Here is a 13,981-nt window from a genome sequence, read left to right as displayed (position 1 = left end):
CGCCATGAGCCCCTCCCGTCGTGCCGAACGCTCCGGACTCCGCCTCATCCAGGGGGCGCGGGAAACCGCGCAGGCCGCGCATGAGGTCGTCGCCGCGCGGCTGGAGCTGGCCCGCTCCGGCCGGCTGAACCTCGACGAGACGGCGCTCATGGGCATGGAGAAGCTGCAGGCGGTGGGCGAGGGCGCGGCGGAGGCCGGCCGCATCCTGACCGCCGCCGGCGACCGGGCCGCACGGAACGCCGCGGACGAAGCGCGTCTGGCCCTGGACGCCTGGTCACGCTCGGCCGCGGACCCGTCGGGCGCCGCGGCGGTTCAGGCCGCCTGGCTGATGGGCGGCTGGCTGCGCGCGGCCGACGCGGCCACGGCCCTCACGGCCGCCATGCTGGAAGCCCAGGCCGCCGCGCTGGAGCCCGTCCGCCGCGCCGCCGTCGCCAATGCGAAGCGGTTGAAGCGTTAGGCCGTCCTGACCACCCCGCCGATCACCTGAACCGGCCACGGGGTCAGTCGCCCCCCCGCGCACGGCCCGCCGACGCACAGCCCCGTCAGTGGCTCGAACGTCGCCCCGTGCCAGCCGCACAGGATCAGGTCGCCGTCCGGGGTCAGATAACGGTCCAGATCCAGCGCCAGCGGATGCCCCGCGTGCGGACAGCGGTCGACGTACCCGGCCACCTGGCCATCCTTGCGCACCACGAAGCCGTGGAAGAAGGCCTCGCCGATCTGCAGCACCAGCGAGCGCGCCCCCGGATCTGGCAGGTCGGTCTCGGCGCACAGGGGCACGTTCGGCGGCGTCTTCCAGACGCGCGGCCGTGCCGAGGTCTCCGGCGCCTCTTCGCTCACGCGTTTTCGGCCTTGAGCGGGCGCGACAGCAGGTCGTCGATGGCCTGAAGCGCCGTGATCTCGGCCTTCAGCAGGCGATCGACGGCGGCGCAGATCGGCATGTCGACGCCCAGCGCGTCGGAAAGTGCCCGCACGGCCGGCGCGCTCTCCATGCCCTCGGCCACGCTGCGTTTGCCCGCCAGCGCGTGATGCAGGGTCTGACCCTGCCCAAGCGCCAGGCCCAGGCTCATGTTGCGCGACTGCGGGCTGGAACAGGTCAAGACCAGATCGCCCAAGCCGCACAGCCCCGCCACCGTCTCCGCCTGCCCGCCCAAAGCCACGCCCAGCCGGGTCATCTCCACGAAGCCGCGGGTGATCAGGGCGGCATGCGCCGACTTGCCCAGGCTCATGCCCTCGGACACGCCGCAGGCGATGGCCAGCACGTTCTTGACCGCCCCGCCGACCTCCGCGCCGACCAGGTCGTCGGCCAGATAGGGCCGGAAGTGCGGCGCGCTGAGCGCCTGCATCAGATCCTCGCCCAGCGCCGTGTCGGCGCAGGCCAGGGTCACCGCCGTGGGCAGACCCCGCGCCACCTCGGCCGCGAAACTGGGGCCGGACAGGACGGCGATCGGCGCGTCGGGCAGAACCTGCGCCGCCACGTCGGTCATCAGGGCCAGGGAGCCGCGCTCGACCCCCTTGGAGCACAGGACCACCGGCACGCCGGGGCGCCGGTGCGGACGAAACGCCTCCAGCGTCGCGCGCATGTGCTGGGCCGGCGGCACCGCCAGGATCAGGTCGCACTCGGCCAGATCCGCCATGTCGCCGGTGGCGCCGACTCCCGGTTCCAGCTTCACGCCCGGCAGGAAGGCCTCGTTCTCGCGGCGCGCCGTCACGCTCTCGACCACTTCGGGCTCGCGCGCCTGCAGGGTGACGGCCATGCCGCCGCGCGCGCAGACCTGGGCCAGAGCCGTGCCCCAGGCGCCCGCGCCGATGACGCCCGCCGTTTCGAACTTCATGCCTTGGCCCCTTTTCGACCGGCGACGTGCATCGGATCGGCCAGGGCCGCCGCCTCGTCCAGCGGCCAGCGCGGCCGGGCGGGCGCATCCAGCCCCGACGTCAGACCCAGCGCCAGCCGCTCCGCCCCCGCCAGGGCGATCATCGCCGCATTGTCGGTGCAATAGGCCAGCGGCGGCGCCAGAAAGCGGAAGCCGCGCTTGGCCGTCGCCTGCTCCAGCCCGGCGCGCACGGCCTTGTTCGCCGCCACGCCGCCGGCGACGACGAAGACCCGCTCCGCTCCGCCCGCGTCCTCGGCCCAGCCGTCCATGGCGCGGCCCGACCGCTCCACCAGCTGGCGCACGATGGCGGCCTGCACCGCAGCGGCCAGATCGGCGCGCTCCTGATCCGTGGTCAGGGTCTGGGCGATGCGCGCCGCCGCGGTCTTCAGCCCCGAGAAGGAGAAGTCGCAGTCCTTACGGCCCAGCAGCGCCCGCGGCAGCTCGTACCGCGTCGCGTCGCCCGTCGCCGCCGCGCGCTCCAGCGCCGGTCCGCCCGGGTATCCCAGTCCCATGGACTTTGCGATCTTGTCGAAGGCCTCGCCCGCCGCGTCGTCGATGGTGGCGCCCAGGCGCCGCACCTCGCCCACGCCGCGCACGTCCAGCAGCTGGCAATGCCCGCCCGAGACCAGCAGCAGCAGAAAGGGATAGGCGACCGGCTCGGTCAGCCGCGCCGACACCGCATGGCCCTCCAGATGGTTCACCGCCACCAGCGGCAGGCCCCGCGCCAGCGCCGCCCCCTTGGCCCAGCTGAGGCCCACCATGACCCCGCCGATCAGGCCGGGCCCCGCCGTCGCCGCCACGCCGTCGATCGCGGCCCAGGCGACGTCCGCCTCCGCCAGCGCCCGCCGCGCCACGCCGTCGATCGCCTCCACATGGCTGCGCGCCGCGATCTCGGGCACGACGCCGCCATAGGCCGCATGATCGTCGATCTGGCTGTGGACCACGCTGGACAGCACCTCGGCGCGCCCGTCGGGGGCCAGCCGCACCACGGCGGCGGCGGTCTCGTCGCAGCTCGTTTCCAGCCCCAGCACCCTCAGGGGCGCGGTTGCCGGGTCCGACCCCCTGCTATAGTCCGGGATGGGCATGGGGTTCAGGTAGAGCCCTCGGGGGAGGCGCGCAACGTTCATGGATCGACCCGTCCGCATCGGCACGCGGCAGAGCCGTCTGGCGCTCGCCCAGTCCGGCATGGTCCGCGACGCGATCGCCCGCACCCTGGGCGCCGCGCCGGGCGAGGAAGAGCGGTTCGCCGTCCTGGTCCCCATCGTCACCGAGGGCGACCGCATCCAGGACCGCCGCCTGATGGAGATCGGCGGCAAGGCCCTGTTCACGCGCGAGCTGGAGGAGCAGCTGCTGGACGGCCGGCTGGACATGGCGGTCCACTCCATGAAGGACGTCCCGGCCGACATGCCCGGAGGGCTGACGCTGGCCGCGGTGCCCGAGCGGGAGGACGCGCGCGACGCCTTTCTGGGGCGCGAGGCGCGGCGGCTGATCGACCTGCCTGAGGGCGCCCGGCTGGGCACCGCCTCGCTGCGGCGTCAGGCCCAGTCGCTGGCGCTTCGCCCCGACCTGAAGATCGAGATGCTGCGCGGCAACGTCGACACCCGCATGCGGCGCCTGGCCGAGGGCGACTTCGACGCCATCCTGCTGGCCTCGGCCGGCCTGTCGCGGCTGGGACTGGCCGAGGCCATTCACGAGCGCCTGTCGCTCGACGACTTCCCGCCCGCCCCCGGCCAGGGGGCGCTGGCCCTGCAGAGCCGCCTCGACATGGCCGACGTCCCCTGGCTGCGCGCCCAGGACCACGCGCCGACCCGGCTGGCGGTCGAGGCCGAGCGCGGCGCCATGCTGGTGCTGGAGGGGTCCTGCCGCACCGCCGTGGCCGCCCACGGCACGTTCGAGGGCGACCGGCTGACCCTGACCGTCGAATGGCTGTCGCCCGACGGCATGCGGCGCGTGCGCCGGCTCGGATCGGCCGAGGCGACCGACGCGGACGCCGCCCGCGCCCTGGGTCTGGATCTGGGCGGTCAAGTCCGCGCCGAGGTCGGCCCCGACCTGACGGCCTGAGCCGTGCGGGTCTGGGTCACCCGGGCCCGACCGGGCGCAGAGCGCACCGCCCGCGCCGTCGCCGATCTGGGTCACGAGCCGATCGTCGCCCCGATGCTGGAGGTGCACGACCTGCCGATCCCGTCGCCGCCGCTGATCGACGTTCTCGCATTCACCAGCGCCAATGCGGTCGCCGCGTGGGCCCGGCTGACGCCGGATCGGTCCGCCCGCGTCTTCACGGTCGGCGACGCCACGGCCCGGGCCGCACGTGAGGCGGGCTTCTGCGACGTCGAGTCCGCTTCGGGGGACGGGACGGCGCTGGCCGATCTGATCGCGCGGGAAAATCCCGAGCACGTCCTGTGGCCCCGGGCCGCCGACGTCGCCTTCGATCTGGAAGCCGTCCTGAGCGGGCGCGTTCCCGTGCGATCCCTGCCCGTCTACGAGGCGCGGCCCACAACCCCGCCGCCCCGGCCGGCGTTCGACGCCGTCCTGATCCAGTCGCCGCGCGCCGCGCGTCTGATCGCCGAAACCCTGCCTGCCGACGCCGCGCGGGGGCGGCTGGCCCTCGCCGTCTCGCGCGCCGCCGCCCAGCCCTTGGCGGCGCTTCCCTTCGCGACGATCCACGTCGCGGACCACCCCGACGAGGCCCGTCTCCTGGCCCCGCTTGGCAAGGCCCCGCCCGCCGTGTAAAGCGCCGCCTCCGGGCCGCTTTAGCTCAGCCGGTAGAGCACCTCATTCGTAATGAGGGGGTCGCGTGTTCGAGTCACGCAAGCGGCACCACTTCCTTCATGACCGGAGTCAGGCGGCCGCGCCGCCCTCCATCAGGAAGGCGTTCAGCTTGTTGCCGTCCGGGTCGCGGAAGTAGGCGGCGTAGAAGCCTTCGCCGCGAGGTCCGGGCGGGCCTTCGCAACGGCCCCCGTTTTCCAGCGCGAGCGCGTGAAGCCGGTCCACCTGGGCCCGGTCCTTCGCCTCAAGCGCCACCATGACGCCGTTGCCGACACAGGCCGCGTTCCCGTCGAAGGGGCGGGTCAGGCCGATGCCGGCGGACCCGCCGGGCGTTCCCCAGGCGATCGCGCCCGGCCACTCCATCATCCGGCCCGTCCCCAACTCCTCGGCGAGCGCGTCGTAAAACCTGGCCCCGCGCTCCAGGTCGTTGGTTCCCAGCGTGACGTACCCGATCATTCGCGTTCCTCCCCGAATGGTCACAGAGGATCATGAACAAATCAGGAACTCAAGTGGAAAATCAGGACGCCGGCGCCGTCCCGACGCCGTCGAGGAAGGTCGAGGCGCGGGTGAGGCCTTCCAGCCAGACGATCGTGGGATCGGCCATCTGCTCGACCGGCAGACCGCTGGTGAGAAGCACGTCGAACTGCATGAAGACCACGGGCTGGCCCTCGGCCTGGGTCAGGAAGGCCTTGAGGAATCGCTGCTCCCGGTTCCAGGCGTTGACCTCTTCGACGGTCACGCCCTGGCCCTCGAACACGGCGTTGAACTGCACGTCGCCGCAGCGCCCGTCGGCCTCGCAGCCGTAGAAGAAGACGAACCAGACCAGGCCGGCGTCGTCGACGCGGAAGAAGACGTCCTCGCCGTCGCGCGTCACTTCACCGACCTGGGCCCCGGCGGTCGAAAGCCAGTCGCGTACGGACTCCGGCGTCAGGCCGACGAAGGCGGGGGCGACGGCGGCGTCCTGGGCGCGCGCGGCGCCGGGCAGGGCGACGGCGAGGGTCAGGGCGGCCGAGGCGGCGAGAAGCAGCGGGCGGATCATGCGGGAACTCCGGAGAAGGGGTCGGCATCCTGACGCGCCGCGGCCGCGCGGGAAAGCCAGGCGGGAGAGGTCATTTCGTTGAGACGGGAAACGGTCCGCGCGAACTCGAAGGCCCCGGTCGCTCCGACGTACAGGCTTTCCGGCGCGGCGTCGGCGCGGACGACGAGTCGGGCGCCGGCCTCGTAGAGGGCGTCGATCAACGTCACCAGCCTGCGCGCCTCCGTGTTTCGCGTCTCGTCGAGCGCCGGAACGCCGTCGAGGAACAGGGTGTGGAATCTGCCCGCGATCGCCAGCCAGTCCTGGGGCCCCAGGGCCCGGCCGCAAAGGTCGTCGAAGGTCGCGCGGGCCACGCCGCCGACGGTGCGCGCGATCCGCACCTCGCGGCCCAGAACGGTCAGGCAGGTGGGGGCCTCCTCCGCCTCTCCCTTCAGCTCGGTCCACAGCGCCTCGAACGCCGGCCGCTGATCGGGCAGGAACCAGGTCCGGGACCGCGCCATCCGGTCGACGCGCCAGTCGCGTTCGCCCGACACGACCACCGTCTCGCACCGGTCGCGGATCAGCTCGACGAAAGGCAGGAAGAGCTCGCGATTGACGCCGTTCAGATACAGCCGATCCGGAGCGCGGTTCGAGGTGACGGCCAAGACCGTCCCGCGGTCGAAAAGGGCTTCGAACAGACGCCCCAGGATCAGGGCGTCGGCGATGTCGGTCACTTCCAACTCGTCGAAGCACAGCAGGCGGGCGCGTTCCGAGATCAGCGCGGCGATGGGAGCCAGCGGATCGTCGCCCTTCCACTGACCGAAGCGCGCCTGGCGCGCCTGGCGGTCGCCCTCGCGCCATTCCCGGATCAGGCCGTGCACCTCGACCATGAAGACGTGGAAGTGACGGCGCAGCTTCGGTTCCGGCGCACAGGCGTGGAACAGGTCCATCAGCATGGATTTTCCGCGTCCCGGCGGCCCGTGCAGATAGACGCCGCGCACGTCGGGCCGACCGCCGAACAGGCCGCGCCGCCTCAGATCCCTTTCCAGCCGCGACAGGGCGTCGATCGCCGCCGCCTGTCCGGGATCGGCGGTCAGCCGACCCTCCCGCAGGCGTTTCTCATAAGCGGCGCGAATGCGTGATCCCATCAACTCGGGCTTAGCGGCGCGCGGCGACCAGGAAAAGCGATTGCTTCCCCCGCACGAAGGACTATCTGCCGGAACACTCGCCGAACACCCGCCCTCAAGCAGCGAGCGCCCGCGGCGCGAGCGGTAGGGCGTCCGAAGGACACAAACAAAGATGAGCTATTCCGTCGCCGTCGTGGGCGCCACCGGGGCCGTGGGCCGCGAGATGCTGACCATCCTGGACGAGCTGAACTTCCCGGTCGCCGAGATGCACGCCGTGGCGTCGAGGAAGTCCAAGGGCATGGAAGTCGCGTTCGGCGAGAAGACCGTCAAATGCGAGGACATCGAACAGTTCGACTTCTCGAAGGTCGATCTGGTGCTGATGAGCGCGGGCGGCGACGTCAGCCGCGCCTGGTCCGAGAAGATCGGCAAGATGGGCCCGATCGTCATCGACAACTCCTCGGCCTTCCGCGCCGACCCGGACGTGCCCCTGATCGTGCCGGAGGTGAACCCCGACGCGGCGAAGCTGGCGAAGACCAAGAACATCGTCGCCAACCCCAACTGCTCCACCGCCCAGCTGGTCGTGGCGCTGAAGCCGCTGCACGACGCGGCGAAGATCACCCGCGCGGTGGTGTCGACCTACCAGTCCGTGTCGGGCGCCGGGAAGGAGGGGATGGACGAACTGTGGACCCAGACCAAGGCCATCTACGGTCTGGGCGACGCCACGCCGAAGGTCTTTCCGCGCCAGATCGCCTTCAACGTCATCCCCTTCATCGGGTCGTTCCGCGACGACGGCTACACCGACGAGGAAGCCAAGATGTGGACCGAGGTCCACAAGATCATGGACCCGGCGATCCGCCTGACCGTCACCTGCGTGCGGGTGCCGGTCTTCGTCGGCCACTCCGAAGCCGTGACGCTGGAGTTCGACCGCCCGATCGCGCCGGACGAGGCCCGCGCGATCCTGCGCGACGCGCCGGGCGTGCTGGTCGTGGACAAGCAGGAGACCGACGGCTTCGTCACCCCGGTGGACGCGGCCGGCGAGTTCGCCGTCTACGTCAGCCGCATCCGCAAGGACCCTTCGGTCGAGAACGGCCTGTCGCTCTGGGTCGTGTCGGACAATCTGCGCAAGGGGGCGGCCCTGAACGCCGTGCAGATCGCCCAGCTGCTGGACGAGCAGGGGGTGATCACGCCCAAGAGCGGCTATCGTTCGATCACGGTCTGAGGTGGCCCGCCCTTCGGAAACCCGCGCGGCCCTGATCGCCGGCGTCGGCTGCTACGCCATCTGGGGCTTCATCCCGCTGGTGTTCCAGGCCATGGCCGGCGTCGGGGCCGACGCCTGGGAGATCATGGCCCACCGCATGGTGTGGTCGGTCCTTCTGGCGGCCGTTCTGGTTCTGGCGCTGCGGCAGGGGGATCAGATCCGCGCCGTCCTGCGCGACCGGCGCACGCTGGGCTGGCTCATGGTCTCGACCCTGCTGATCGCGGTGAACTGGACGACCTACGTCATGGCCGTGAACGGCGGGCGGACGCTGGACGCCAGCCTGGGCTACTATCTCAACCCCCTGCTCAACATGGCCGCCGGCGCCTGGCTGTTCCGCGAACGGCTGAGCCGGGCGGGCCTGATCGCCATCGGGCTGGCCGGCGTCGGCGTCGCGCTTCAGACGGCGGCCCTGGGGCGGCTGCCGTGGGTGTCGCTGCTGCTGGCGCTGACCTTCTGCGCCTACGGGATCATCCGGAAGCGCGTCAGCGTGGACGCGGGGCCCGGACTGCTGATGGAATGCCTGTTCCTCGCCCTGCCCGGACTGGCCTGGGTGATCTGGATCGAAAGCCAGGGGCTGGGGCATTTCACCGACGGCCCGGCGGCGACCCTGTGGCTGCTGGCGGCGGGCCCGGCGACGGTGATTCCCATGGCCCTGTTCGCCTGGGCCGCGCGGCGCATGCCCTATTCCAGCATGGGCTTCCTGCAGTTCCTGGCGCCGTCGATCGTCTTCGTCATCGGCGCGATGCAGGGCGAGCCGCTGGGCCCGCTGCGCCTGGTCAGCTTCGTCTTCATCTGGGCCGGAGCCGTGGTCTTCGCCGTCGGCGCCCTGACCCGGAAGCGGGGAGAGGCGCCGGAAGCCGCCGTCGCGCCTGAGCCGGGCCTGACCGACGATCCCGCCGTGGACCGGGCCCGGCCCTAAAGCGCCCCGTACAACGCTTCGATCAAGCGCACGGCGCGGGGGTCGCCGATCAGGTGCGGCGATTGGCGCGTCATGACGTAGGCGGCGGACAGGCGGCGCTCCGGGTCGGCGAAGGCACACGATCCGCCCCAGCCATAGTGGCCCACGGTCGCCTGCCCGGGCCCGAAGACGTTCAGGGGTTCGTTCCGCGTGAAGCCCGCGGCCCAACTCATCACGAAAGGCAGGACGCGATCCTGACCATGGATGCGCTCTCGACGGGCGGCGTCCAGCGTGGCGGGCGACAGAACCTGCCGACCCTCGAACCGCCCGTCGGTCATCACGCCCATGAAGCGCGCCAGCCCTTCCGCCGTGCCGTGCATGTTGGACGAGGGGATCTCGGCCATGCGCCACTGCGCCGTCTCGCGCGGGCCGGGCGCGGCGCCGCGATCATAGAAGGCGGCCTTCTTGATCGCGTCGAGCGTTCCGAGCGACGGCGGGGCCGAGGGCTTGCGCATCTGGGCGACGCGACCGTGCTCGCTCTCCGGCAGACCGATCCACAGATCGAGCCCGGGGAAGTCCGCCCGCAGCGCCGCGCCCATCGACCGGCCGTCGACGCGACGGAACAGCTCGTCGGCGAGGACGCCCACGGTGTTGGGATGATAGCCGCTGGACGTGCCCGGTTCCCACATGGGCGCCTGTTCGCAAAGGATCGTGAGGACGGCGTCGCGGTCGAACCAGAGCGCCGGGTCGATCGGTTCGGCGAAGCCCGGCAGACCGGCCTGATGGCTCATCAGCTGGGCGGCGGTGACGTCCTGCTTCCCGGCCTGTCCGAACTCCGGCCAATACGCCGCCACCGGCCGATCGTAGTCGAGCAGGCCCCGCTCGACGCAGGTGGCGATCAGCGTCGCCATGACCGCCTTGCCGGTCGAGAAGACGGGCGCAAGCGTTTGGGCGGCGAAGGGCCTAGTCTTCGCCACGTCCGCATGGCCCGCCCGGAGGTCCAGCACGAGCTCACCTTCGAGGCAGACGCTGAAGCGCGCGGCCAGCTCGTTCAGGCCCTCCGGCGCGTCGGTGAAGTTGGCGGCGAAGACGTCCTTGACCGCGCCGAGGGCGTCGGGACAGGTTCCGTGGATCTCGATCATGCGGCCCCCATATCATGCCCCAGCCAGGCCAGAACCCCGTCGGCGGCGACGGCGCCCGAGGCGAAGCAGGCCTGGAGCAGATAGCCGCCCGTGGGCGCCTCCCAGTCCAGCATTTCACCGGCGACGAAGACGCCCGGCAGGGCGGTCAGCATCAGCCGATCGTCCACCTGATCCAGCCGAACGCCGCCGGCCGAGGAGATGGCGCGGTCCAGCCCCTGCATTGCGGTCACGGTCAGGCGTACGGCCTTGACGCGGCGCGCCAGCTTGTCGGGCCCCGTCGGGACGTCGCCGGGGATTTCGCGCACCAGGCCGAGGGCGACCGGCGACAGGCCCGCGGCCTTGCGCAGCCAGTTCGAGACGCTGTCCTTGCCGCGCCCGCGCCCCAGTCGCGCGGCCAGGGCCTCGACCGACAGGTCCGGACGCAGATCGACGGTCAGGGTCGCCGTGCCCTCGCGGTCCACCGTTCGGCGCAGGTCGGCGGACAGGGCGTAGACCGCGCCGCCCTCAAGGCCATAGCGGGCGACCAGCGCCTCGCCGCGCACGGTGAGGTCGCCATGCGACAGGGTCACGGTCTTCAACGGTTGGCCGGCGAAGCGGTCCGCGAAGACCTCCGACCAGGCCACGTTCACGCCGGCGTTGGCCGGGCGGAAGGGCGCGACCTCGACGCCGTTCGCCTCCAGCACGTTGCGCCATCCGCCGTCCGAACCCAGGCGCGGCCAAGAGGCGCCGCCCATGGCCAGGACGACCGCGTCCGCCGGCACGGTGCGGGGACCGTCGGGCGTCTCGAAGCTCGCGGCGCCGTCGGACCAGCCCGTCCACGTCCAGCGCGCGTTCAGCGTGACGCCGAGCGCGGCAAGACGCGCCAGCCAGGCGCGCAGCAGGGGCGAGGCCTTCATCGCCCTGGGGAAGACGCGGCCGCTGGAGCCGACGAAGGTGGGCTGGCCCAAGCCCTCGGCCCAGGCGGTCAGGTCGGCCGGCGACAGCCGGTCCAGCCAGGCCGTGACGTGCGGTTCGGCCTCGGCATAGCGGGTGCGGAAGCGGTCGATCGGTTCGGAGTGGGTCAGGTTCAGCCCGCCGCGTCCGGCCATCAGGAATTTGCGGGCGGGCGACGGCATCCGGTCCGCGACCGTCACCCGCAGCCCCGCGTCCGCCAGACGCTCGGCCGCGAAGAGCGCGGCGGGGCCGGCGCCGACGATCAGGACGTGAGGGGGAGGCATGACGCCGGTCCAGCACGACGGCCGGACCGGCGCAAGCGGATCAGTCGGCGTCGTCCGCCGACATGCGGGCCAGTTCGGCGTCCATCTCGGCCAGCTCGGCCTCCATTTCGGCGAGGTCGGCTTCCAATTCCGCCAGATCGACGTCGCCGACCTGGTTCAGGGCGTAGTCGGCCATGAGCCCATAGGTGGCCATGTGCTCCGGATCGTTGGACGCCCAGGCTCCGTTGGAGGCGAAGCCGCCGGCCACGGCGAACGCGGCGGGATCGACGTTCGTCAGCGCCTCCTCGACCAAGGCGTCCACATCCAGACCGGCCATGGCCTCGGCGACGAGAGCGTCGACGTCGACGTCGGCCAGGGCCTGTTCGGCGATGAGGCCCGCGTTGGCGGACACGATGCCGGTGAAGGCGTCGACGTCGGGCTGATATTCCAGCCACAGGGCGCCGATGCGGGCCTCGCGTTCGTCCTCGGACAGGCTTTCGTCCTCGCCGATGGCCTCGGCGCGGGCGCCGAACTCTTCCATGCGGACCTCGAAGACGGCGGCGGCGGCCTCGATCGCGGCCTCCGGATCGGCCGGGAACTGCTCCTGGGCCTGCGCCGCGAGCGGCAGCAGGGCGAGGGCGGCGGCGAGGGAGAGGGCGCGGATCATGGTCTCGGCTCCTTGGCGACGTTCGGTCGGGCTCAGTTGCCCATCTGGCCCATGCCGGAGAAGTCGCCGGTCTTCATGGCCTGGGGGATCTGGGCGAACTGGGCGGCGACCATCGTCTTGATGCCGTCGGCCTGGTCGGCGGGGATGTTGCCGGCCTCGACCTCCTGATCGATGAAGGCGGTGATCAGGCCGACGAAGGCGTCGATCTCCGGCTGCCTGGCCGCGATGGCGGCGTCGATGCGCGCGCTCTTGTCGGCGTCGGACAGCGAGGCGTCGGCGCGGATGGCGCCGACCTGCTCGCCGAGAGCCTCCATGGAGGCCCCGAAGGCCTCGGCCTTGGCCTCGATGTCGGCCTCGGTGATCGGATCCTGGGCCAGGACGGCGGCGGCGATCGGCGCGGCGGCGGCCGGCAGGGCGAAGGCCAGGCCGATCGAGGCGGCGACGGCGGCGGCGAGGGCGAACTTGCGGGACATGGGGGCGATCCGTGAGGGGGAGGAAACGATGACTGAAACCTGCGCCTCACCCCGCCCCGCCTCAAGTGAAATCGCCGACAGAAAGTTACGAGCGCGTCATGATCCTCAGCGCCGCTCGCGCTTGCCCAGAACGCGCAGACGCAAGGCGTTCAGCTTGATGAAGCCCTCGGCGTCGTGGTGGTCGTAGGCCTGGACGCCCTCTTCGAACGTGACCAGATCCTGATCGTAGAGGCTGTCCGGGCTCTCGCGGCCGATCACGGCGACGGCGCCCTTGTACAGCTTGACCCGGACCGTGCCGTTCACCTTCGTCTGCGACCAGTCGATCGCCGCCTGAAGCATCTCGCGCTCGGGCGAGAACCAGAAGCCGTTGTAGACGAGGTGGGCGTACTTGACCGCCAGCTCGTCCTTCAGATGCATGGCGCCGCGGTCGAGCGTGATGGACTCGATGCCCCGGTGCGCCGCCAGCAGGATGGTTCCGCCCGGCGTCTCATAGACGCCGCGCGACTTCATGCCGACGAAGCGGTTCTCGACGAGGTCCAGGCGGCCGATCCCGTTGTCGTGGCCGTACTGGTTCAGGGCGGTCAGCAGGGTCGCCGGCGACATGGCCTCGCCGTCGATCGAGACGGCGTCGCCCTTCTCGAAGCCGATGGTGATGACGGTCGCCCGGTCCGGCGCGTCTTCGGGGCTGATGGTGCGCTGGTGCACGAACTCCGGCGCCTCGACCGCCGGATCCTCCAGCACCTTGCCCTCGGACGAGGAGTGCAGAAGGTTGGCGTCGACGCTGAACGGCGCCTCGCCGCGCTTGTCCTTGGCGATCGGGATCTGGTGCTTCTCGGCGAAATCGAGCAGCGCCTCGCGCGACTTGAACTCCCACTCGCGCCACGGGGCGATCACGCGGATGTCGGGCTCCAGCGCATAGTAGCCCAGTTCGAACCGGACCTGGTCGTTGCCCTTGCCGGTCGCGCCGTGACAGACGGCGTCGGCGCCGACCATCCGCGCGATCTCGATCTGGCGCTTGGAGATCAGCGGCCGGGCGATGGAGGTGCCCAGCAGATACTGGCCTTCATAAAGGGCGTTGGCGCGGAACATGGGGAAGACGAAGTCCCGCACGAACTCCTCGCGCAGGTCGTCGACGAAGATGTTCTCGGGCTTGATGCCCATCTTCAGGGCCTTCTCGCGGGCGGGGGCCAGCTCCTCGCCCTGGCCCAGGTCGGCGGTGAAGGTGACGACTTCGGCGCCGTATTCGGTCTGCAGCCACTTCAGGATGATCGAGGTGTCCAGGCCGCCGGAATAGGCGAGCACCACTTTCTTCGGGGCGGTCTTGGCGGTCATGGAGGGATCCTTGATCGAACGCGGGGAGGCGTGGCCGCGCTTAAAGGGCCGAAGCCCTCGCCATGCAAGGGCGGGAATGCGGCGGACCAGGCAAACGGAAGCGCCCTCGGCCGAATGGCGGAAGGTGGGAAGGGCGGGCGGAGCGCCGGGCGCGGAGCCCGGATGAGGATTGAGTTTACCGTTTCGGCTTCGCGACGACGCTCCGCGCGGCTCGTCTGATCAGGAGCTGTCCGAGG

Annotated in this window: 16 protein-coding genes and 1 tRNA gene; 6 read left to right on the top strand and 11 right to left on the bottom strand. The window is 71.4% G+C overall.

Translation table 11 applies throughout. From position 1 onward, the window contains the following. The first annotated feature begins 4 nt into the window (after positions 1-4). Entirely contained in the window at positions 5-457 is a 453-nt protein-coding gene (locus VGN45_RS00085; RefSeq protein ID WP_327458168.1) for a hypothetical protein, read from the top strand. Here the strand turns inward: VGN45_RS00085 and VGN45_RS00080 are convergent. Genes VGN45_RS00080 through tsaD form a run of 3 tightly spaced genes read right to left on the bottom strand, consistent with a single transcriptional unit; the run spans position 454 to position 2,956 of the window. Then, on the bottom strand, positions 454-837 hold the full coding sequence (locus VGN45_RS00080; protein WP_327458167.1) for a Rieske (2Fe-2S) protein: 384 nt from the start codon (positions 835-837) through the stop codon (positions 454-456). The two genes, VGN45_RS00085 and VGN45_RS00080, sit on opposite strands and share 4 nt — an antisense overlap. Further along, positions 834-1,832: an NAD(P)H-dependent glycerol-3-phosphate dehydrogenase gene (locus tag VGN45_RS00075; RefSeq protein WP_327458166.1), complete on the bottom strand. Its 999-nt coding sequence runs from the start codon at positions 1,830-1,832 to the stop codon at positions 834-836. Before VGN45_RS00075 ends, VGN45_RS00080 begins: the two co-directional genes overlap by 4 nt. After that, positions 1,829-2,956 carry a tRNA (adenosine(37)-N6)-threonylcarbamoyltransferase complex transferase subunit TsaD gene (gene tsaD / locus VGN45_RS00070; RefSeq protein WP_327458165.1) on the bottom strand — a complete coding sequence of 376 codons (1,128 nt, stop codon included), beginning with the start codon at positions 2,954-2,956 and terminating at the stop codon, positions 1,829-1,831. The genes VGN45_RS00075 and tsaD overlap by 4 nt, the downstream gene beginning before the upstream one ends. 40 nt (positions 2,957-2,996) lie before the next feature. Between tsaD and hemC the strand changes: the two genes are divergently transcribed. The 3 genes from hemC (at position 2,997) to VGN45_RS00055 (ending at position 4,691) form a co-directional block, all read left to right on the top strand. Continuing rightward, entirely contained in the window at positions 2,997-3,932 is a 936-nt protein-coding gene (gene hemC, locus VGN45_RS00065; protein ID WP_327458164.1) for a hydroxymethylbilane synthase, read from the top strand. A gap of 3 nt (positions 3,933-3,935) precedes the next feature. Continuing rightward, on the top strand, positions 3,936-4,601 hold the full coding sequence (locus VGN45_RS00060) for a uroporphyrinogen-III synthase (RefSeq protein ID WP_327458163.1): 666 nt from the start codon (positions 3,936-3,938) through the stop codon (positions 4,599-4,601). 14 nt (positions 4,602-4,615) lie between these two features. After that, a tRNA-Thr gene (locus VGN45_RS00055) sits at positions 4,616-4,691 on the top strand. Between the two features lie 18 nt (positions 4,692-4,709). On the opposite strand, the gene VGN45_RS00050 is transcribed toward VGN45_RS00055, so the two are convergent. The 3 genes from VGN45_RS00050 to zapE all read right to left on the bottom strand — a co-directional run bounded on the left by VGN45_RS00050 (position 4,710) and on the right by zapE (position 6,800). Beyond that, entirely contained in the window at positions 4,710-5,093 is a 384-nt protein-coding gene (locus VGN45_RS00050) for a VOC family protein (protein ID WP_327458162.1), read from the bottom strand. A gap of 61 nt (positions 5,094-5,154) precedes the next feature. After that, entirely contained in the window at positions 5,155-5,676 is a 522-nt protein-coding gene (locus VGN45_RS00045; protein ID WP_327458161.1) for a YbjN domain-containing protein, read from the bottom strand. Continuing rightward, a complete protein-coding gene (gene zapE, locus VGN45_RS00040) occupies positions 5,673-6,800 on the bottom strand; it encodes a cell division protein ZapE (protein ID WP_327458160.1) in 1,128 nt (375 codons plus the stop codon). The genes VGN45_RS00045 and zapE overlap by 4 nt, the downstream gene beginning before the upstream one ends. Positions 6,801-6,951: 151 nt before the next feature. Between zapE and VGN45_RS00035 the strand changes: the two genes are divergently transcribed. Together VGN45_RS00035 and rarD are read left to right on the top strand one after the other, a co-directional pair. Continuing rightward, entirely contained in the window at positions 6,952-7,998 is a 1,047-nt protein-coding gene (locus tag VGN45_RS00035; RefSeq protein WP_327458159.1) for an aspartate-semialdehyde dehydrogenase, read from the top strand. 1 nt (position 7,999) lies between these two features. After that, positions 8,000-8,956 (top strand): EamA family transporter RarD, encoded by a 957-nt coding sequence (rarD, locus tag VGN45_RS00030; protein WP_327458158.1) that lies wholly within the window; start codon positions 8,000-8,002, stop codon positions 8,954-8,956. On the opposite strand, the gene VGN45_RS00025 is transcribed toward rarD, so the two are convergent. The 5 genes from VGN45_RS00025 to VGN45_RS00005 all read right to left on the bottom strand — a co-directional run bounded on the left by VGN45_RS00025 (position 8,953) and on the right by VGN45_RS00005 (position 13,745). Then, positions 8,953-10,077 carry a serine hydrolase domain-containing protein gene (locus VGN45_RS00025; protein WP_327458157.1) on the bottom strand — a complete coding sequence of 375 codons (1,125 nt, stop codon included), beginning with the start codon at positions 10,075-10,077 and terminating at the stop codon, positions 8,953-8,955. The two genes, rarD and VGN45_RS00025, sit on opposite strands and share 4 nt — an antisense overlap. Beyond that, complete coding sequence (locus tag VGN45_RS00020) at positions 10,074-11,294, bottom strand: TIGR03862 family flavoprotein (RefSeq protein WP_327458156.1); 1,221 nt, start codon at positions 11,292-11,294, stop codon at positions 10,074-10,076. The genes VGN45_RS00025 and VGN45_RS00020 overlap by 4 nt, the downstream gene beginning before the upstream one ends. Before the next feature lie 40 nt (positions 11,295-11,334). Then, positions 11,335-11,940 carry a hypothetical protein gene (locus VGN45_RS00015; protein WP_327458155.1) on the bottom strand — a complete coding sequence of 202 codons (606 nt, stop codon included), beginning with the start codon at positions 11,938-11,940 and terminating at the stop codon, positions 11,335-11,337. Between the two features lie 32 nt (positions 11,941-11,972). Next, positions 11,973-12,413 carry a hypothetical protein gene (locus VGN45_RS00010; RefSeq protein WP_327458154.1) on the bottom strand — a complete coding sequence of 147 codons (441 nt, stop codon included), beginning with the start codon at positions 12,411-12,413 and terminating at the stop codon, positions 11,973-11,975. A 105-nt stretch (positions 12,414-12,518) separates the two neighbouring features. Beyond that, positions 12,519-13,745: an argininosuccinate synthase gene (locus VGN45_RS00005; RefSeq protein ID WP_327458153.1), complete on the bottom strand. Its 1,227-nt coding sequence runs from the start codon at positions 13,743-13,745 to the stop codon at positions 12,519-12,521. Positions 13,746-13,981: the final 236 nt, after the last annotated feature.

Origin of the sequence: Brevundimonas sp., assembly GCF_035999125.1 — a bacterium.
Lineage (GTDB): Bacteria > Pseudomonadota > Alphaproteobacteria > Caulobacterales > Caulobacteraceae > Brevundimonas.
This window is presented reverse-complemented; position numbering and strand designations above follow the sequence as displayed.

Bases quoted from the DNA above. Each gene is read 5' to 3' on its own strand.
- VGN45_RS00085 (WP_327458168.1), top strand. From the start codon at position 5: ATGAGCCCCTCCCGTCGTGCCGAACGCTCCGGACTCCGCCTCATCCAG.
- VGN45_RS00075 (WP_327458166.1), bottom strand. From the start codon at position 1,832: ATGAAGTTCGAAACGGCGGGCGTCATCGGCGCGGGCGCCTGGGGCACG.
- tsaD (WP_327458165.1), bottom strand. From the start codon at position 2,956: ATGCCCATCCCGGACTATAGCAGGGGGTCGGACCCGGCAACCGCGCCC.
- hemC (WP_327458164.1), top strand. From the start codon at position 2,997: ATGGATCGACCCGTCCGCATCGGCACGCGGCAGAGCCGTCTGGCGCTC.
- VGN45_RS00050 (WP_327458162.1), bottom strand. From the start codon at position 5,093: ATGATCGGGTACGTCACGCTGGGAACCAACGACCTGGAGCGCGGGGCC.
- VGN45_RS00045 (WP_327458161.1), bottom strand. From the start codon at position 5,676: ATGATCCGCCCGCTGCTTCTCGCCGCCTCGGCCGCCCTGACCCTCGCC.
- zapE (WP_327458160.1), bottom strand. From the start codon at position 6,800: ATGGGATCACGCATTCGCGCCGCTTATGAGAAACGCCTGCGGGAGGGT.
- VGN45_RS00035 (WP_327458159.1), top strand. From the start codon at position 6,952: ATGAGCTATTCCGTCGCCGTCGTGGGCGCCACCGGGGCCGTGGGCCGC.
- VGN45_RS00025 (WP_327458157.1), bottom strand. From the start codon at position 10,077: ATGATCGAGATCCACGGAACCTGTCCCGACGCCCTCGGCGCGGTCAAG.
- VGN45_RS00020 (WP_327458156.1), bottom strand. From the start codon at position 11,294: ATGCCTCCCCCTCACGTCCTGATCGTCGGCGCCGGCCCCGCCGCGCTC.
- VGN45_RS00015 (WP_327458155.1), bottom strand. From the start codon at position 11,940: ATGATCCGCGCCCTCTCCCTCGCCGCCGCCCTCGCCCTGCTGCCGCTC.
- VGN45_RS00010 (WP_327458154.1), bottom strand. From the start codon at position 12,413: ATGTCCCGCAAGTTCGCCCTCGCCGCCGCCGTCGCCGCCTCGATCGGC.
- VGN45_RS00005 (WP_327458153.1), bottom strand. From the start codon at position 13,745: ATGACCGCCAAGACCGCCCCGAAGAAAGTGGTGCTCGCCTATTCCGGC.